This is a genomic window from Micrococcus sp. 63XJN7_6_ISO-PGPR-S23-444, assembly GCF_058072765.1.
Genome location: NZ_CM176516.1, coordinates 857222 through 874621, shown reverse-complemented (window position 1 = coordinate 874621; position 17400 = coordinate 857222). Strand labels below are relative to the sequence as shown.

The window sequence follows — 17400 nt, the reverse complement described above, 5'->3', positions numbered from 1 at the left end:
CCCGCGGGTCCCGGCGCCGCACGTATCCTGGGCGGATGGAATCCCGCCGTCTGCGTCGTCTCGTGCCCCTCCTGACCGCGATCGCCCTCGGCGCCACGGCCTGCACCGGACGGGTGGCCACGGTGGAGGCCGCGCCCCACGCCGCTGACCCGGCGTGTGCCCCGGCCATGGTGGCCATGCCCGACGCCCTGGGCGACCTCGACCTGCGCCCCACCGACAGCCAGGCGACGGCCGTGTGGGGTGACCCGGCCGCCGTCGTCCTGCGCTGCGGCGCCGAGGTCCCCGGCCCCACCACGGACCGCTGCATCTCCGTGGACGGGATCGACTGGGTCATCCGGGACGAGGACGAGAACTGGCGGATCACCACCTACGGCCGTGACCCGGCCGTGGAGGTGCTGTTCGGCAAGGACCAGGCCAGCTCGGACACCGTGATGGTGGGCCTGTCCTCGGCGGTCGCGCAGATCGAGCCCAGCGGCGGCTGCGTCAGCGTGCAGGACGCCACACCCGTCGGCTGAGACCGGCGCGGGCCGGCCGCGGGCCGCGTCAGTGCAGGCCGACGCCCCGCTCGAGGGCGAGGTCCAGCAGCTCCGAGATCAGATCGTCGTAGGACAGGCCCGTCCGCTCCCACATGGCCGGGTACATGCTGATGGGCGTGAAGCCCGGCATGGTGTTGATCTCGTTGACCACCCAGCGCCCGTCCGGGGTGAAGAAGAAGTCGCAGCGGCCCAGGCCGGACGCGTCCACGGCCTCGAAGGCGCGGATCGCCAGGGCGCGCAGCCGCTCGATCTCCTCCCCCGGCAGCTCGGCCGGGCAGGACAGCTGGGTGCTGCCGGTGTCCTGGTACTTCGACTCGAAGTCGTAGAACTGCGTCTCGCCCTCGTCGTGGGCCACGACGATCTCCCCCGGCAGCGAGGCGCGCGGGGCGGCGGCGCCGTGCCCGTCGAGGACGGCGCACTCGATCTCGCGGCCGACGATGCCCGCCTCCACCACGACCTTGGGGTCGAAGCGACGGGCCTCCTCGACGGCGGCGCGCAGACCCGCGGGCTCGGTGACGCGGGTGATGCCGAAGGACGAGCCGGCGCGGGCGGGCTTGACGAACAGCGGGTAGGCGAGCGCCCCGGCGCGGGCGAGGGCCGCCTCCGGATCGCGCGCCCAGTCGCGGGCGGTGATGGTCTCCCACGGGCCGACCTCGAGGCCGGCGGCCTGGAAGGCGACCTTCATGAAGTGCTTGTCCATGCCGACCGCGGAGGCGAGCACGCCGCAGCCCACGTAGGGCAGACCCAGCGACTCGAACATGCCCTGGAGGGTGCCGTCCTCGCCCCAGGGGCCGTGCAGCAGCGGGAACACGACGTCCACGGGGCCCAGCGAGGAGCCGTCGGCCGCGGTCAGCTCGACGGTGCCGTCCGGCAGGGCGCGCAGGCTCACCGGGGCCTCGGGCTCCGGCACCTCCGGCAGGACGTCGCCGTCCAGGCGGAACGAGGCCACGTCCAGCTCGTCGTGCGACCACAGGCCGGAGCGGGCCACGCCCACCGGCACGACGTCCCAGCGCTGACGGTCGGCCGCGTGCAGCACACCCGCCGCGGTCACGCAGCTGATGGGGTGCTCGCTCGAGCGGCCGCCGAAGAGCAGGAGCACGCGGGGACGCGCGCCGGCAGCGGCCTCCGGGGCGGGGATGGCGGTCATGCGGTGCGTCCTTCCGACTTCAGGTCACGGGCGAGCAGCAGCTCGGCGAGGCGGTCCACGGCCACGTCCCCGGCGACCACCCGGTCCATCAGCTCGCTGATGGGCATCTCCACACCGTGGGCGCGGGCGGCGTGCACGATGGCGGAGACGGACTTGATGCCCTCGGCCGTCTGGCTCATGGCGGCCACCGCCTCCTCCGCGCTGAGGCCGGTGCCGATGTGGCGGCCGGCCGTGCGGTTGCGGGACAGGGGCGAGGCGCACGTGGCCACGAGGTCGCCCAGGCCGGCGAGCCCGGCCATGGTGGCCGGGTCGCCGCCGAGCGCGACGGCCAGCCGGGTGGTCTCGGCCAGGCCCCGGGTGATGACGGAGGCCTTGGAGTTGTCCCCCAGCCCCTGCCCGTCGCAGATGCCCACGGCGAGCGCGATGACGTTCTTCACCACGCCGCCGATCTCCACGCCCACGACGTCCGTGTTCGTGTAGGGCCGGAAGGTCCGGCCGGCCGTGAGGGCGGCGATGCGCTCCGCCGTCGCGCGCGAGGCCGAGGCGACCACCGTGGCGGTGGGCTCGCCGCGCGCGATCTCGAGGGCGAGGTTGGGTCCGGAGACCACCGCGAACCGGTCCGGGCTGAGGCCCAGCTCCTCGGCGCAGACCTGCGACATCCGCGCGTCGGTGCCGCGCTCGAGGCCCTTGACGAGGGAGACCACGACGGCGTCCGGGGCCAGGTCGGCGCGCACGGTGCGCAGCGTCTCGCGCACGTGCTGCGCGGGCACGGCCACCACCACGACGCCGGCGCCCCGGACCGCCTCGGCGGCGTCGGTGACGGCGCGCACGCAGGTGGGCAGGGTGATGCCGGGCAGGTACTCGGGGTTCTCGTGTCGCTCGGTGATGGCCTCGGCGACCTCGGCCCGCCGGGACCACATCACGATCTCGGACGCGCGGGCGGACTCGGGGCTGGTGCTCAGGCCCAGGACGCGGGCGAAGGCCGACCCCCAGCTGCCGGCCCCGAGGACGGCGACGGTGCGCGGATCGCTCATGCCCCGATCACCCGCGCTCCGGTCGCGGGATCCCAGCGACCCTCCGGGGCCGGTTCTCCGCGCAGCTCGGCGACCAGGTCGGTGATCGCGGCCATCATGCGGCCGGTGCCCTCGCGCAGGGTCGCCGCCGTCACGGGGCCGTCCCGCAGGTCCGCGAGGTCGACGGGCGCGCCGACCCGGATCCGGGCGGTCTTGCGCGGGAGGACGCGGAGGGAGCGGCCGCCGTACGGCAGCAGCTCCTGGATGCCCCACTGACCGACGGGGATGAGCGGGGCGCCGGTCTGCAGGGCGAGGCGCACGGCCCCGTTGCGCCCGGCCATGGGCCAGCCGTCGGGATCGCGGGTGACGGTGCCCTCCGGGTAGACGATGATCGCCCGGCCCGTGGCGACGGCCTCGCGGGCGGCGGCGAGCGAGCGGCCGCCGTCGCGGGTGCGCTCGACCGGGATCATGCGGGTGGCCTCGAGGACCTGCTTGAGCACGGGCACCTTCCAGAGCTCGGCCTTGGCGAGGAAGGTCGGCAGCAGGCCCTGGTTGTAGACCATGTGGGCCACGGAGAGCGGGTCCACCTCCGAGATGTGGTTGACGGCGAGGATCGCGCCGGTCTCGGGCAGGTGCTCGGTCCCCTCCCACACCTGGCGGACGAGGGCCCGCATCGCCGGTCGCACGATCACCCCCGGGATCACGTAGGGGGCCCGCGCGGCACGCGTCGGACGACCCCCCGCGGCGGCAGGGCTCTGCGCGTCCACGCCGCTCACCGGTCGCGTTCGGTCAGCTCGACGTCGGCGCCGAGGCCCTCGAGCTTCGCCATGAAGTGCTCGTAGCCGCGGTTGATGATCTCCAGGCCCGTCGCCGTGGAGGTGCCCTCGGCGGTGAGGGCGGCGATCAGGTGGGAGAAGCCGCCGCGCAGGTCCGGGATGTCGAACTCGACGCCGTGCAGCGGCGTCGGGCCGGAGATCACGGCCGAGTGCAGGAAGTTGCGCTGACCGAAGCGGCACGGCACGGAGCCGAGGCACTCGCGGTGCAGCTGGATGGAGGCGCCCATCCGCACGAGGGCGTCGGTGAAGCCGAAGCGGTTCTCGTACACGGTCTCGTGCACGATGGAGACCCCCTTGGCCTGGGTCAGCGCCACCACGAGGGGCTGCTGCCAGTCGGTCATGAAGCCGGGGTGCACATCCGTCTCGAGCACGAGCGGGTTGAGATCGCCGCCGGCGTGCCAGAACCGGATGCCGTCGTCGACGACGTCGAACTCGCCGCCGATCTTGCGGTAGGTGTTCAGGAACGCCGTCAGGTCGCGCTGTTCGGCGCCGCGGACGTAGATGTCCCCCCGGGTGGCCAGGGCGGCGGAGGCCCACGAGGCGGACTCGTTGCGGTCGGGCAGCGCGATGTGGTTGTAGCCGCGCATCTCGCTCACGCCCTCGATGCGGATGGTGCGGTCCGTCTGCACGGTGATGATCGCGCCCATCTTCTGCAGGACGGCGATGAGGTCGTGGATCTCCGGCTCGACGGCGGCGCCCTTGAGCTCGGTGATGCCCTCGGCCTTCACAGCGGTCAGCAGCACCTGCTCGGTGGCTCCGACGGAGGGGTACGGCAGCTCGAGCTTGGCGCCGTGCAGGCCCTTGGGGGCGGAGATGGAGATGCCGCCCGGGCGCTTGTCCACGACGGCGCCGAAGTTGCGCAGCACGGCCAGGTGGTAGTCGATCGGGCGGTCGCCGATCTTGCAGCCGCCGAGGTCGGGGATGAAGGCCTCCCCGATCGCGTGCATGAGCGGGCCGCAGAAGAGGATCGGGATGCGCGAGTCGCCGGCGTGGGCGTCGATCTCGGCGGTCAGGGCCGACTTCACCCCGGCCGGGTCCATCGTGATCCGCCCGGTCTCCTTGTCCCACTCCACGGACACGCCGTGGATCTCGAGGAGGGAGCTGACGACGTCCACGTCCTTGATCTCGGGGATGTTCCGGAGCACGGACGGCGAGTTGCCGAGCAGGGCGGCCACCATGGCCTTGGGCACCAGGTTCTTGGCGCCGCGCACGGTCACCTCACCGGTCAGCGGCTTGCCGCCATGGATGGTCAAGAGCTTCGCCATGCGCGTCCTTCCTCAGCGCGGCCGCAGGGCCACGGTCTCGGCCACTCCGCCGGAGCGGGGAGGTCTCTGAACGGGACCGCCCGCCGTGTGCGGCGGGCGGTCCCGGAATCGCCTCCCAGCATAGGGCGTCGCCGGGCACGCGCGGCAATGGTGCGCTCCCGGCGGCGGCCGGTCAGCCGGCCGTGCGGGCCGGCAGGGTGGTGGGCTTGTACGCGGGGCGGTCCGCCTCGTAGGCGTCGATCTCGGCCTGGTGCCCCAGGGTGACGGCGATGTCGTCCAGGCCCTCGAGCAGCCGGTGACGGGTGTCGTCGTCGATCTGGAAGGGGGCGGTCACATCCCCGCACTCGACGGTGCGTGTGACGAGGTCCACGGTGACCGGGGTCCCGGGACGGTTCTCCAGCTCCTTCCAGATGCGCTCGACGTCCTCCTGCTCCACCTGGGCCGCGACGAGCCCCTGTTTGGCGGAGTTGCCGCGGAAGATGTCCGCGAAGCGCGGGGAGATCACGGCGCGGAAGCCGTAGTCCTTGAGCGCCCACACGGCGTGTTCGCGCGAGGAGCCGGTGCCGAAGTCCGAGCCCGCCACGAGCACGGTGCCTCCGCTGAACGGCTCGGTGTTCAGGATGAAGTCGGGGTCCTGGCGCCAGCCGGCGAACAGGGCGTCCTCGAAGCCCGTGCGGGAGATCCGCTTGAGGTACACGGCCGGGATGATCTGGTCCGTGTCCACGTTCGAGGCGCGCAGCGGCACGCCGACGCCGGTGTGGGTGGTGAACTTCTCCATGGCTCAGGCCTCCTGGGGGGTGAGGGCGGGCAGGTCGGACGGGCTGGCGAGGCGGCCCAGCACGGCGGTGGCCGCGGCGACCACCGGGGACACCAGGTGGGTGCGCCCGCCCTTGCCCTGCCGGCCCTCGAAGTTGCGGTTGGAGGTGGACGCGCAGCGCTCCCCCGGGGAGAGCTGGTCCGGGTTCATGCCCAGGCACATGGAGCAGCCGGCGAACCGCCACTCGGCCCCGAAGTCCTCGAACACCCTGTCCAGGCCCTCGTCCATGGCCTGCAGACGCACGCGCGCCGAGCCCGGCACGACCATGACGCGCAGCCCCTCGGCCTTGCGTCGGCCCCGGACGACCTCGGCGAACGCCCGCAGGTCCTCGATGCGGGAGTTGGTGCACGAGCCCATGAACACGGTGTCGACCTCGACCTGCTTCATCGGGGTGCCGGGGGCCAGGTCCATGTAGGACAGTGCCTTGCGGGCCGCCTCCTGGGCCACCGGGTCGGCGAAGTCCTCGGGCGCGGGGACGGTGTCGTTCAGGCTCACGCCCTGCCCCGGGTTGGTGCCCCACGTGACGAACGGCTCCAGCGTGTCCGCGTCGATGACCACCTCGGCGTCGAACTCGGCACCCTCGTCCGTGGCGAGGGTGCGCCAGTGCTCGACGGCGGCATCCCAGTCGTCGCCCTCGGGGGCATGGGGACGGCCCTTCAGGTAGGCGAAGGTGGTCTCGTCCGGGGCGACCATGCCGGCGCGGGCGCCGGCCTCGATGGACATGTTGCAGATGGTCATCCGGCCCTCCATGGAGAGGTTCCGGATGGCCTCACCGCGGTACTCGAGCACGAAGCCCTGGCCCCCGCCCGTGCCGATCTTCGCGATGACCGCGAGGATGATGTCCTTGGCCGTCACACCCGGGCGCAGCGTGCCGTCCACGGTGACCGCCATGGTCTTGAAGGGCTTCAGCGGCAGGGTCTGGGTGGCCAGGACGTGCTCGACCTCGGAGGTGCCGATGCCGAACGCCAGGGCGCCGAACGCGCCGTGGGTGGAGGTGTGGGAATCGCCGCAGACCACGGTGAGGCCGGGCTGGGTCAGACCCAGCTGGGGGCCGACGACGTGGACGATGCCCTGCTCGGCGTCGCCCAACGGGTGCAGGCGGACGCCGAACTCGGCGCAGTTGGCCCGCAGGGTCTCGATCTGCGTGCGCGAGGTGGCATCCGCGATCGGCTGGTCGATGTCCAGCGTCGGGGTGTTGTGGTCCTCCGTGGCGATGGTCAGGTCGGGCCGGCGCACCGGACGCCCGGCCAGACGCAGCCCCTCGAAGGCCTGCGGGCTCGTCACCTCGTGCACGAGGTGCAGGTCGATGTAGAGCAGGTCGGGGGTGCGGGAGGCGCCCTCGCCCTCGCCACGCACCACCACGTGTTCGTCCCAGACCTTCTCGGCCAGCGTCCTGGGCCGCGTCGTCGCCGTCGTCATGTGCCGCACCTTCCTGCTCACGCACCTGTCGGTCGTCGCCCGGCGCGGGGCGCCGGTGCTCACGGACCACTGTGGGGCGCGGCGGGGCCGTTCTCGACCACGCGGCGCGATATTCCATATCGTGAGATTTCGTCTCACATGCCGGACCTGGCCCCGGCCGGCCCGGTCACATGCGACGCACACCGACACCCCCGGTCCGTCCGAGCAGTGAGACGACTACGATCACCCCATGACCACCGAGCCCGTGCGCCCGCCCACCGAGGACGACCTCATCGGCCCCTCGCTCCACCGGCATCCCAGCGGCGTCGGCGTGGTGGACAAGTCGGTGGCGATCCTCGACGCGCTCGAGTCCGGCCCGGCCACGCTCGCCCAGCTCGTCACCGCCACCGGGATCGCGCGGCCCACGCTGCACCGGCTCGCGGCCGCCCTCACGCACCACCGCATGGTGGGCAAGGACCTGCAGGGCCGCTACGTGCTGGGCACCCGCCTGGCCGAGCTCGCCTCCGCCGCCGGCGAGGACCGGCTCACCACGGCCTCCGGTCCGGTGCTGCTGTGGCTGCGCGACGCCACGGGAGAGAGTGCCCAGGTGTTCCGTCGGCAGGCGGACGCCCGCGTGTGCGTGGCCAGCGCGGAGCGGCCCTGGGGCCTGCGCGACACCATCCCCGTGGGCGCCCGCATGTCCATGAAGGCCGGCTCCGCCGCGCAGGTGCTCCTGGCCTGGGAGGACCACGAGCGGCTCGTCGAGGGGCTGGCCGGCGCCGTGTTCACACCCACCGTCCTCGCGGCGGTGCGGCGGCGCGGCTGGGCCCAGTCCCTGGCCGAGCGCGAGCCCGGGGTCGCCTCGGTGTCCGCACCGGTGCGCGGCCCCAGCGGACGCGTCATCGCGGCGGTCTCGATCTCCGGCCCCCTCGAACGGCTCTCCCGGCAGCCGGGCCGGCTGCACGCGGACGCCGTCGTCTCCGCCGCGACGCGGCTCACCGAGCTCATCCGCGCCGGCGAGGCCTGAGGCCCGCCCGCGCCACCGACGGGACGCGCCGCGGAGACACCCCGTTCTTCCCGCGTTCACCCGCGGGGCCTAGCGTCAACCAGGTCCCCGACCGCCGCCCCCCGCACCACCGAGGAGTCCGCTGTGACCGAGACGACCGCGCCCGCCGCCCCCGCCGAGCAGGAGGCCGCGCCGCGGCTGTCCGTGATCGGCACGGGCTATCTGGGCGCCACACACGCCGCCTGCATGGCCGAGCTGGGCTTCGAGGTCCTCGGCGTGGACGTGGACCCGGCCAAGATCGAGCGCCTGGCCCGCGGCGAGGTGCCCTTCCACGAACCCGGCCTGCCCGAGCTGCTGCGCACCCACGTCGCCTCCGGGCGGCTGCGCTTCACCACCGACGTCGCGGAGGCGGCCCGCTGGGCGGACGTCCACTTCATCGGCGTCGGCACCCCGCAGAAGGTGGGCGAGACCGCGGCGGACCTGAGCTATGTGGACGCCGCCGTCGCCTCCCTCGCCGCGGCGATCGACCGCGACGCACTGATCGTCGGCAAGTCGACCGTGCCCGTGGGCACCGCGCGCCGCCTGGCCGAGCTCGTGCGCACCGTGCGCGCCGAGGCCGGACTGCCGGGCGAGGTCGAGCTCGCCTGGAACCCCGAGTTCCTCCGGGAGGGCTTCGCCGTGAGGGACACGCTCACCCCGGACCGCCTCGTCATCGGCATGCACGGGCCCCGCGCCGAGGGCATCCTGCGCCGCGTCTACGCGCGGCAGCTCGCGGCCGACACCCCGTGGATCAGCACAGACCTCGAGACGGCCGAGCTGGTGAAGGTGGCCGCCAACGCCTTCCTGGCCACGAAGATCTCGTTCATCAACGCGTTCTCGGAGATCACCGAGAACGTGGGCGGGGACATCGGCACCCTCGCGGACGCGATCGGCCACGACGCGCGGATCGGACGCCGGTTCCTCAACGCGGGCGTGGGCTTCGGGGGCGGCTGCCTGCCCAAGGACATCCGCGCGCTCCAGGCCCGCGTCTCCGAGCTGGGCCTGGACCGGACCATGCGGTTCCTGGCGGAGGTGGATGACATCAACCTGCGCCGCCGCGACCGCGTGGTGGACCTGGCGGTGCAGGTGCTCTCCGCGGCTCGCGACGGCCGCATCCGCCGGGCCGAGGCCTCCGGGCCCGCCCCCACCCCGGCGAGCGTGCAGGTGCTCAACGGCACGCGGATCGCCGTGCTGGGCGTCACGTTCAAGCCGGACTCCGACGACGTCCGGGACTCCCCCGCCCTCGACGTCGCCAACCGTCTCTACACGGCCGGCGCCGACGTCCGGGTGTACGACCCGGAGGGCAACGCCAACGCGGCCGCCCGCTTCCCGCGGCTCGACTACGTGGACTCGCTCGAGGCGGCCGTGGACGGCGCCGAGCTGACCCTGCTGCTGACCGAGTGGCGCCAGTTCCGCGAGATGGATCCGGACGCCGTGGGCGCACGCGTGGCCTCCCGCCTGCTGATCGACGGGCGCAACGTCCTGGACGTCGCCGCGTGGCGCGAGCACGGGTGGGACGTCATCGGCCTCGGCCACCGCTTCGACCCGGAGCGACTCCTCCGCGCGGCCTGACCCGCCCGCGGACCCCGGCCCGGGCGTTCAGCCGGCGAACGGGTCCCAGCCGGACTCGGACAGGGGCCGGTGCCCGGCCGGCGGCCGGGCCCCGGCCGGCACGAGCCGGCCGATCCGCGTGAACCCCCGGGGCAGCTCGGTCTCGGGCCACGCCAGCCCCAGGAGGCCGTAGTCCTCGCCCCCGCCGGTCACGAGCGCCTCCGGGCTGGCCCCGGCCAGGGCGGCCACGCGGCGCAGGGGTGCGGCGGCCTCCGCCAGCCAGGCCTCGTCCAGCCACGGTGCCGGCGCGGGGCCGGTCCCGCCGGTGGCGGCCGCCATGCGGTGCGCGTCCTTGCCCAGGCCGTCGGAGACGTCCATGAGGGTGAGCAGGCCGGCCGTCACCGCGGCGGGCCCGAGGGCCAGCGGCGGGCGGGGTCGCAGCTGGGCGCGGACGGCGCGGGCGAGCTCCCGCGGTGACGGCCGGTCGGCGGCGGGGAGGGCGTCCGCCCGTCGCTCCAGCTCCGCGCGGTCGGTGAGCAGCAGGGTGAGCCCGGCGGCGGCCCACCCCGGCCCCGGAGGCGCGGCGGCCCGGGGACCGTCCGGCACCGCCTGGGCATGGACGAGGTCGGCGCCCTCGGCGAGCACGCGGTCCCGGTCCGCCGCGGCCGGCGTGCGGCACAGCTCTCCGCCGGGGTGCGGGTCCCCGAGCACCGTCACCGCGGCGTGGACCCGTCCGCCGGTGCCCAGGTCGCCCCCGGCCACCCGGCAGTCCGGCGCGCCGAGGTGACGCACCGCGCCCACGATGCCCGCGGCGAACGACCGCACCCAGGCGACCGGCGTCGTCGGCGGCAGGGTGAGGGCGGTGACGAGCGCGGAGGCGGTCCCGCCCATCGCGTTGACGTCCGAGAGGTTCTGGGCGACGGCCTTCCAGCCGGCGTCGTGGCCGCGGGTGCGGGGGCCGGCGGGCCAGCGGTGCAGGAAGTCCGTGCCCTCCCCCATCGCGTCGGTGGAGATGAGCGTCCCGCCGCGGGGCGCCGGCACGAGGGCGGCGTCGTCGCCCGGGGCGACGGTGCCGGCGGGCCAGTGGCCGTCCCGGACGGCGGGAGCGAGCCCGGTCAGGACGACCTCCAGCAGCTCGGCCTCCGTGAGGTCGCCGACGGTCGCCCCCGCCGCGGCCGCGGGGTCGCGCACCGTCATCGGCGGCCCCGCCGGACCGGGGCGCCGGAGGCCCGGGCGAGGGCGTCGCGGAAGGCGCGGAAGCGGTCCACCTCGGCGCGCACCGGGTCGACGACGAGCCGCCGGCCGACGTCGGTGGTCGCCTCCTCGAGGCGGCGGCGCGCGTGGCGTCCCCGCGCCGCGGCGGTCCACCGGGTCAGGGGGATCGCCAGCAGGGCCAGGAGCACGCCGAGCGCGAGGCCGCCGACGAGCAGCAGCGTCGGGAGGGGGAAGCCCTCGACCGTGGGGGCGGGCGGCAGGGGGAACTGCAGGTACCCAGCCAGGGCGAGGACGCCCAGCCAGCCGGCGCCGACGACGGCGGTGAGGAGGGCGAGCCACTGCAGCACGTCCAGCACGGGGTGCCACCAGCTGCCCCGACCGGCCCCGAGGTCGGTGGCGGCGATCGCCTGGTCCACGGCGCCGGGGAGCTCCTCGGCGTGCTCCCGGCCCGCGCGGCGGATGGCGGCGGCCCACGGCTCGGAGGCTCCCGCGCCGGCCGCGGCGGCCAGCGTGCGGACCGCGCCGTCGACGACGGCCCGCTGGGTGCCCGAGCGCTCGGGCAGGGAGGTGCGGTGCAGCGCGGGGTCGCGGGCGACCTCGTCCCGGTCGCGGCGGGGGGCGGCGCTCTCGGGCATCAGGTGCAGGCGCCGCAGGGGGTCCGCGCGGAAGGAGTGCATCCAGCGCAGCACGGGCCAGCTGGTGCGCTTGGCCGAACGCAGCCGGTACGAGCCCTCGACCGCCCGGACGACGGCCGGCACGCCGCCGGCCACGGCCAGCTCGCGCCCGAGCCGCTGCTCGTCCCCGGGCCCGACGCCGGCCGGCTCGCCCTCGCCCGAGGCGGCGGCGAGGTCCGCGGCACGGGCCGCGACGTCCGCGCCCAGGCGTTCGGCGGCCGCGCCGCGCTGGGCGACGATCGCCGCGACCTGCCGGCCGACCTCCTCCAGGCCCTCCCCCGTGCGCGCGGACACGGGCAGCACCCTGACATCGCCGAGGCCGTGCCCCGAGAGCATCCGGCGCAGCGAGGCCAGCACGACGTCCCGGTCACGCACCGAGAGCCGGTCCACCTGGTTGAGCAGCACGAGGGTCACGGCCGCGTGCGAGCCCATGGTCGCCAGGAACTCGCGGTGCAGCACAGCGTCCGCGTACTTCTCCGGGTCCACGACCCACACCAGCACGTCCACGTGGCCGGCCAGCCGGGAGGTGATCTCGCGGTTGCCCCGCTCGACCGAGTCGATGTCCGGCAGGTCCAGCAGGATCAGGCCGGTGGCGTCGGCGCCGTCACGGCGGCCGAAGCCGAGGAAGCCGGGGCGGCCGTCGTCGAGCACGGGCGCCTCGTCCAGCAGGTGGCGGCGGCGCACGCCGAGCCAGTCGAGCAGCGCGGCCGCACCGCCGCCCTCGCCGGTGCCGTCGCCGTGCTCCGGGTCCAGCCCCTGTCCCCGGCCCACGCCCCAGACCGCGGCGAGCGGCTCGGACGTGGTGGGCCGGGTGGCGGCCACGCGGGCCAGGTCGCGGCCGGTGAGCGCGTTGAACAGGGAGGACTTGCCGGAGCCCGTCGCCCCGAAGAACCCGACCACGGTGTGCTCCGCGGAGAGTGCCTGGCGCTCCCCGGCCGCGCGCACGACGGCGTCGGCCCCGGCCACGACGTCCTCGGGCAGGCGACCCGCGGCCAGCTCGGCGGCCTCGCCGAGGGCGTCCAGGCGGGGGGCCAGGGCGGGGGTGTCGCTGCGGCTCATCGGGGCTCCTCCCCCGCCTCGGCGGCGGACGGGGCGTGCTCGGGCCCGGTCGGGCCGTCGACGCCGGCGGCCACCCCGCGGCGCAGCACCGGCACGAGGGCGCGCAGCTCCTCGGTGGCCTGCGGCTCGCGCTCGAGGTGGAGCAGCGGCAGGAAGCGGTCCGCGAGCACGGTCTCGAGGAAGGCCCGCACGCGGCGCTCGAGCAGCTCATCGGCACGCCGGGCCATGCGGCGCACGGCGTCCTCGCCGAAGATCGACTCGAGCAGCTTCTGACCGACGACGGCGGCGCCGCCGGCGATGCCGACCTCGATGCCCGCGAGTCCGCCGGTGGAGGCGAACGAGATGATCATGAGGGCCACGGCCGCACCGTTCACGCCGGTGGCCGCCAGGCGGGCGCGCGTGCGCTTGCCCGCACCCTCCTCCTGGATCAGCGCCAGCACGTCCGACTGCCAGTCCCGCACGACGTCGGCCGCCCGCGCCGACGCATCCGGCGTCAGGGCGCCCAGGTCGCGCCCGGCCACGAGGGCCCGGCCCGCCGGCTCGGACGCCCAACGCCGCTCGATCTGCTCGGCGGCCGCGGCAGCCGCCTCGACCATCACGGCGTGCAGGCCGGTCTCGAGCGCGGTCTCGACCTCTTCGGGCGGGGCCGGGCCCCCGCGCACCAGGGCGCCGAGGCGGTCCCGCAGCCGGCCGATCGTGGTCTCGACGCCGCGGAAGAACTCCCCCGTGCCGACGAAGTCCTGCCAGCGGGAGAGCACCTCGCCGCGCAGCAGCGTGCCGTCCGAGGTGGCCTCACGGACCCGGCCGACGGCCTGGTCCGTGGAGTCCCCCACGATCCGGGCGAGCAGGTCCGCGGCATGCCGCTGCTCCTCCTCGGCGCGGGCCAGGTCGGCGACGCGGGCGGCCAGCTGGCCCAGCACGCCGTCCACGGTCCGGCGGGCGACAGCGCCGCGCGCCTGGGCGTCGGCGGCGAGGGTCTCGAGCCAGGCGCGCAGGCCCGCGACGTGCTCCTGCGGGAGCAGACCGCGCTCGTCGAAGCGGGTCTCGGGGATCACGTGGATCCGGGCGTCGGCGAGGCCGCGCTCGGTGAGCATGCGCCGCAGGTCCGGGGTGATGTCCTCCGCCGCGCCCTCGGGCACGCGGCCGAGCACGACGGCCACGGTGATGTCGCGGGCGGCGGCCTCGTCCAGCAGCTGCCAGGGCACGGCGTCGGCGTAGCGGTGCGCCGTCGTCGTGAAGATCCACAGGTCGGCGGCTTCGAGGAGCTGCCGGGCCAGCGCGCGGTTCTGGTCCGCCACGGAGTCGATGTCCGGGGCGTCCACGAGGGCGATGCCTGACGGCAGTGCGGGCTCGGCCACGAGCGCGACCGTGTCCATCGCGGACTGGTCGGGTTCGACGGGGCCGGCGGCCGCGTCGCGGTGCACGCTGACGCGGGCGAGGTCGGGCAGCACCCGCGGGCCCGTGAACCAGTGGGCGTCGGCGGGGTTGTGCAGCAGCAGCGGCTGCCGCGTGGTGGGCCGCAGGGCGGAGGAGCGGGAGACCTCGTGGCCGACGAGCGCGTTCACCAGCGTGGACTTGCCCGCACCGGTGGAGCCGCCGACGACGGCCAGCAGCGGCGCGTCGAGCGAGTCGAGGCGGGGCAGCACGTAGTCGTCGATCTGGTGCAGGGTGCGCTCTCGCTCGGCGCGGTCCTGCCCTGCGGTGACGGTCTCGAAGGGCAGCTCGAGCGCGGCGAGGTGCTCGCGCACGCGGCGGACGGCCGTGTCGACGCCGAGGTCTGGGGCGTTCTGATCCGTGTGTGGCACGTGGGCCATCGTCTCACGGGCGCGCGCCGGCCGCCCATCCCGCCGGCCCGGCGGACGGAGACGACGGAAGCCCGGTCCGCAGGGACCGGGCTTCCTGTCACTCGGGTGACCCCAGCGGGATTTGAACCCGCGTTACCGCCGTGAGAGGGCGGCGTACTAGGCCGCTATACGATGGGGCCGAGCGCGCTGTCCGCGTGTGCGGAAGCGATGCCGTGGAGACCTTCTGCTGCGCCTGCGTCTCCTGTTCAGGCGACGGATGCGTTCATCCGCCCGTGCCGTTCCGGTCCGAGGACCGGGCGGCGACTGCGTGACCCCAGCGGGATTTGAACCCGCGTTACCGCCGTGAGAGGGCGGCGTACTAGGCCGCTATACGATGGGGCCGTGCGCCACGTCCGAGCGTCTCCGCCCGTGCGCGTTCACTGAGTCCGAAGACTCGCTGGGGTACCAGGACTCGAACCTAGAATGACGGTACCAGAAACCGTTGTGTTGCCAATTACACCATACCCCACTGTCGGTCAAGCATGCCTGACCGATGTGCATCATATTCATGAGCTCTGTGTTCCCGGATCTCTCCGGCAACGAGTAAGAACTCTACACCCTCCGGGCGACGTGTGCAAAATCGGCGGGTCAGGCCGCCAGCCAGGTCCGCAGCCCGCCGATCGCCCGCATCCGCCAGCATGCGTGCTCCTCGTCCCAGAGCGGCTCCTCCGCCCCGCCGTGGGCGGGGGCGTCGGGGCTCATCCACACCGGAACGAGCCCCGCCGACCGGGCCCCCTCGACGTCGTGACGCAGGCTGTCCCCCACCATGAGGGTGCGTCCCGGGTCCGTGCCCAGGCGGGAGCAGCCGGCCAGGAAGGGGGCCGGGTCCGGCTTCGGGGCCCCGGCCGTGTCCGAGCCGATCAGCACCTCGACCCACTCCAGACCGAGGGCGTCGGCCTTGCCGCGCTGGTAGGCCTCCACGTTGTTCGTGACGATCCCCACGCCACGGCCTGTTCCCCGCACCTCGGCGAGGACGTCGACGGTCGCGGGGAACAGCGCCCAGTGCCCGCGCACGACCTCTTCGTAGTCGGTGGTCCACAGGCCGTCGAGCGGGGTCGCCGCGTCCTCGGGCACGCCGAGCGCGCGCAGGGCGTCGGCCACGCGGGCCAGCCGCTGCTCCTCGAACGTCAGCTCCCCGGCCACGTAGCGCCCGTAGTGGCCGCCGGCGTCGGACGCGAAGGCGTCGGTGGCCTCAGCCAGCACCGCCGGGTCGACGTCGGCGGCCCCGGCCCACTGCCGGCGCACCGTCGCGTCGAACGCGGCGTGCTGGGCGGAGCGCAGATCCAGCAGCGTGTCGTCCAGGTCGAAGAGGACGGCGTCCCAGGCCGGCGGCGCGGGCGCGCCCGCGGACCCGCCGGCCGGCGTCGTGCTGGCGCCCCGGCTCATGCGTCGGTGGGCCGGTCCTGGTCCAGGCCCTGCTCCGCGGCGAAGCGGTCCAGGCGGGCGAGCGCGGAGTCGCGGCCCAGGATCTCGAGCGACTCGAAGAGCGGCGGGGACACCTTGCGGCCGGTCACCGCGACGCGCACGGGGCCGAACGCCTGGCGCGGCTTGAGGCCCAGGCCGTCGATGAGGGCGGCCCGCAGCGCCGCCTCGATCCGCTCGGTGGTGAACTCGTCTTCGGGCAGGGCGGCCAGCGCCTCCCGGGCCGCGGCGACGGCGGCCCCCAGGTCCGCCGGCATGCCCTTGAGGGCGCCCTCGGCCGTCCGGACGTCCCGGTCCGCCGTGAAGAGGAAGGCGAGCATCTCGACGGCCTCGCCGAGCAGCTGCACGCGCTCCTGCACGAGCGGGGCCGCGGCGGTGAGGATCTGCATCTCCCGCTCCGTCAGGTGCTCGCCCACGAGGCCGGCCGCGTGCAGGTAGGGCACGAGACGGTCCCGGAAGTCGGCCACGTCGAGCATGCGCACGTGCGTGCCGTTGATCGCGATCGCCTTCTTCTCGTCGAAGCGGGCGGGGTTGGCCAGCACCTTGTGCACGTCGAAGTGCTCCACGAACTGCTGCGGGGTGAAGATGTCCTCGTCCGCGGAGAGGGACCAGCCCAGCAGGCCGAGGTAGTTCAGCAGGCCCTCCGGGATGAAGCCGTTGTCCCGGTGCAGGAACAGGTTGGCCTGCGGATCGCGCTTGGACAGCTTCTTGTTGCCCTCGCCCATCACGTAGGGCAGGTGGCCGAACACCGGCATGTACCGGGCGACGCCGATCGCGTACAGGGCGCGGTAGAGCGCGATCTGGCGCGGAGTGGAGGAGAGCAGGTCCTCGCCGCGCAGCACGTGGGTGATGCCCATGAGCGCGTCGTCCACCGGGTTCACGAGGGTGTACAGCGGCGAGCCGTCCGCGCGCACCACCACGAAGTCCGGCACGGAGCCGGCCTTGAAGGTGATCTCCCCGCGCACCAGGTCGGTGAAGGTGATGTCCTCGTCCGGCATGCGCAGCCGCCAGACCGGCGCGCGGCCCTCGGCCTCGAAGGCGGCGATCTGCTCGTCCGTGAGGTCGCGGTCGTGGCCGTCGTAGCCGAGCTTGGGGTCGCGGCCGGCGGCCCGGTGACGGGCCTCGGTCTCCTCGGGGCTCGAGTAGGACGGGTAGATGTATCCGCCGGCCTTGAGCTTCTCGATCACGTCCGCGTAGATCTGCCCGCGCTGGGACTGACGGTACGGCTCGTGCGGGCCGCCGACCTCGACGCCCTCGTCCCAGTCGATCCCGAGCCAGCGCATCGCCTCGAGCAGCTGCTGGTAGGACTCCTCCGAGTCGCGCTTGGCATCCGTGTCCTCGATGCGGAACACGAGGGTGCCGCCGGTGTGCCGCGCCCAGCCCCAGTTGAACAGGACGGTGCGGATCAGCCCCACGTGGGGGGTGCCGGTGGGCGAGGGGGCGAAGCGCACGCGCACGGGGGTCTCGGCGTCCACCTGGGGGACGTCGGCGAAGGGGGCGGGGGCGTTCTCGGACACGGGAGCGGTGGCGTCAGTCATGATGCCCCTGAGTCTACGCGGGGCCCGGGCGCCGTCGTCG

The 17400-nt window shown here is 74.7% G+C and carries 14 protein-coding genes and 3 tRNA genes; 3 read left to right on the top strand and 14 right to left on the bottom strand.

What is annotated here, in order from left to right; translation table 11 throughout:
* Positions 1–35: 35 nt before the first annotated feature.
* Positions 36–515, top strand: coding sequence for a DUF3515 family protein (locus AC3RJ9_RS04035; RefSeq protein WP_063190356.1), 480 nt, complete (start codon positions 36–38; stop codon positions 513–515).
* A 28-nt stretch (positions 516–543) separates the two neighbouring features.
* Here AC3RJ9_RS04035 and AC3RJ9_RS04030 read toward each other — a convergent pair whose 3' ends face one another.
* From AC3RJ9_RS04030 to leuC, 6 genes are all read right to left on the bottom strand, one after another.
* Positions 544–1683, bottom strand: a complete 1140-nt coding sequence (locus AC3RJ9_RS04030) for a D-alanine--D-alanine ligase family protein (protein WP_144868744.1) — start codon at positions 1681–1683, stop codon at positions 544–546.
* Positions 1680–2717: an NAD(P)H-dependent glycerol-3-phosphate dehydrogenase gene (locus AC3RJ9_RS04025; protein ID WP_036382068.1), complete on the bottom strand. Its 1038-nt coding sequence runs from the start codon at positions 2715–2717 to the stop codon at positions 1680–1682. Before AC3RJ9_RS04025 ends, AC3RJ9_RS04030 begins: the two co-directional genes overlap by 4 nt.
* A complete protein-coding gene (locus AC3RJ9_RS04020; protein ID WP_123243965.1) occupies positions 2714–3388 on the bottom strand; it encodes a lysophospholipid acyltransferase family protein in 675 nt (224 codons plus the stop codon). The genes AC3RJ9_RS04025 and AC3RJ9_RS04020 overlap by 4 nt, the downstream gene beginning before the upstream one ends.
* A gap of 80 nt (positions 3389–3468) precedes the next feature.
* On the bottom strand, positions 3469–4797 hold the full coding sequence (murA, locus tag AC3RJ9_RS04015; RefSeq protein ID WP_002856412.1) for a UDP-N-acetylglucosamine 1-carboxyvinyltransferase: 1329 nt from the start codon (positions 4795–4797) through the stop codon (positions 3469–3471).
* 172 nt (positions 4798–4969) lie between these two features.
* Positions 4970–5575 (bottom strand): 3-isopropylmalate dehydratase small subunit, encoded by a 606-nt coding sequence (gene leuD, locus AC3RJ9_RS04010; protein WP_036338085.1) that lies wholly within the window; start codon positions 5573–5575, stop codon positions 4970–4972.
* 3 nt (positions 5576–5578) lie between these two features.
* Entirely contained in the window at positions 5579–7033 is a 1455-nt protein-coding gene (gene leuC / locus AC3RJ9_RS04005) for a 3-isopropylmalate dehydratase large subunit (protein ID WP_036338082.1), read from the bottom strand.
* A gap of 229 nt (positions 7034–7262) precedes the next feature.
* Here leuC and AC3RJ9_RS04000 point away from each other — a divergent pair, with 229 nt between their 5' ends.
* Both AC3RJ9_RS04000 and AC3RJ9_RS03995 read left to right on the top strand, forming a co-directional pair.
* The gene (locus AC3RJ9_RS04000; RefSeq protein ID WP_123243948.1) at positions 7263–8039 is read left to right on the top strand and encodes an IclR family transcriptional regulator; all 777 of its coding nucleotides are present in this window, start codon (positions 7263–7265) and stop codon (positions 8037–8039) included.
* Positions 8040–8162: 123 nt separating this feature from the next.
* Complete coding sequence (locus AC3RJ9_RS03995) at positions 8163–9629, top strand: UDP-glucose dehydrogenase family protein (protein WP_123243947.1); 1467 nt, start codon at positions 8163–8165, stop codon at positions 9627–9629.
* Between the two features lie 27 nt (positions 9630–9656).
* Here AC3RJ9_RS03995 and AC3RJ9_RS03990 read toward each other — a convergent pair whose 3' ends face one another.
* The 8 genes from AC3RJ9_RS03990 to gltX form a co-directional block, all read right to left on the bottom strand.
* Positions 9657–10805 (bottom strand): thiamine-phosphate kinase, encoded by a 1149-nt coding sequence (locus AC3RJ9_RS03990; RefSeq protein ID WP_123243946.1) that lies wholly within the window; start codon positions 10803–10805, stop codon positions 9657–9659.
* Entirely contained in the window at positions 10802–12556 is a 1755-nt protein-coding gene (locus AC3RJ9_RS03985; protein WP_063190350.1) for a GTPase, read from the bottom strand. The genes AC3RJ9_RS03990 and AC3RJ9_RS03985 overlap by 4 nt, the downstream gene beginning before the upstream one ends.
* Positions 12553–14361: a dynamin family protein gene (locus AC3RJ9_RS03980; RefSeq protein ID WP_123244088.1), complete on the bottom strand. Its 1809-nt coding sequence runs from the start codon at positions 14359–14361 to the stop codon at positions 12553–12555. Before AC3RJ9_RS03980 ends, AC3RJ9_RS03985 begins: the two co-directional genes overlap by 4 nt.
* A gap of 106 nt (positions 14362–14467) precedes the next feature.
* Positions 14468–14540 (bottom strand) — tRNA-Glu (locus AC3RJ9_RS03975).
* A gap of 129 nt (positions 14541–14669) precedes the next feature.
* Positions 14670–14742 (bottom strand) — tRNA-Glu (locus AC3RJ9_RS03970).
* Positions 14743–14797: 55 nt separating this feature from the next.
* Positions 14798–14869: transfer RNA gene (locus tag AC3RJ9_RS03965), tRNA-Gln, on the bottom strand.
* 119 nt (positions 14870–14988) lie between these two features.
* A complete protein-coding gene (locus AC3RJ9_RS03960) occupies positions 14989–15786 on the bottom strand; it encodes an HAD family hydrolase (protein ID WP_036312934.1) in 798 nt (265 codons plus the stop codon).
* Positions 15783–17360, bottom strand: a complete 1578-nt coding sequence (gene gltX / locus AC3RJ9_RS03955; RefSeq protein WP_036312937.1) for a glutamate--tRNA ligase — start codon at positions 17358–17360, stop codon at positions 15783–15785. Before gltX ends, AC3RJ9_RS03960 begins: the two co-directional genes overlap by 4 nt.
* Between the last annotated feature and the right edge of the window lie 40 nt (positions 17361–17400).

Excerpts from the sequence above, each read along its gene's own strand:
- murA (WP_002856412.1), bottom strand. The coding sequence starts at position 4,797 with ATGGCGAAGCTCTTGACCATCCATGGCGGCAAGCCGCTGACCGGTGAG.
- AC3RJ9_RS04000 (WP_123243948.1), top strand. The coding sequence starts at position 7,263 with ATGACCACCGAGCCCGTGCGCCCGCCCACCGAGGACGACCTCATCGGC.
- AC3RJ9_RS04025 (WP_036382068.1), bottom strand. The coding sequence starts at position 2,717 with ATGAGCGATCCGCGCACCGTCGCCGTCCTCGGGGCCGGCAGCTGGGGG.
- AC3RJ9_RS03960 (WP_036312934.1), bottom strand. The coding sequence starts at position 15,786 with ATGAGCCGGGGCGCCAGCACGACGCCGGCCGGCGGGTCCGCGGGCGCG.
- AC3RJ9_RS04030 (WP_144868744.1), bottom strand. The coding sequence starts at position 1,683 with ATGACCGCCATCCCCGCCCCGGAGGCCGCTGCCGGCGCGCGTCCCCGC.
- AC3RJ9_RS03990 (WP_123243946.1), bottom strand. The coding sequence starts at position 10,805 with ATGACGGTGCGCGACCCCGCGGCCGCGGCGGGGGCGACCGTCGGCGAC.
- leuC (WP_036338082.1), bottom strand. The coding sequence starts at position 7,033 with ATGACGACGGCGACGACGCGGCCCAGGACGCTGGCCGAGAAGGTCTGG.
- gltX (WP_036312937.1), bottom strand. The coding sequence starts at position 17,360 with ATGACTGACGCCACCGCTCCCGTGTCCGAGAACGCCCCCGCCCCCTTC.
- AC3RJ9_RS03985 (WP_063190350.1), bottom strand. The coding sequence starts at position 12,556 with ATGAGCCGCAGCGACACCCCCGCCCTGGCCCCCCGCCTGGACGCCCTC.
- leuD (WP_036338085.1), bottom strand. The coding sequence starts at position 5,575 with ATGGAGAAGTTCACCACCCACACCGGCGTCGGCGTGCCGCTGCGCGCC.
- AC3RJ9_RS04035 (WP_063190356.1), top strand. The coding sequence starts at position 36 with ATGGAATCCCGCCGTCTGCGTCGTCTCGTGCCCCTCCTGACCGCGATC.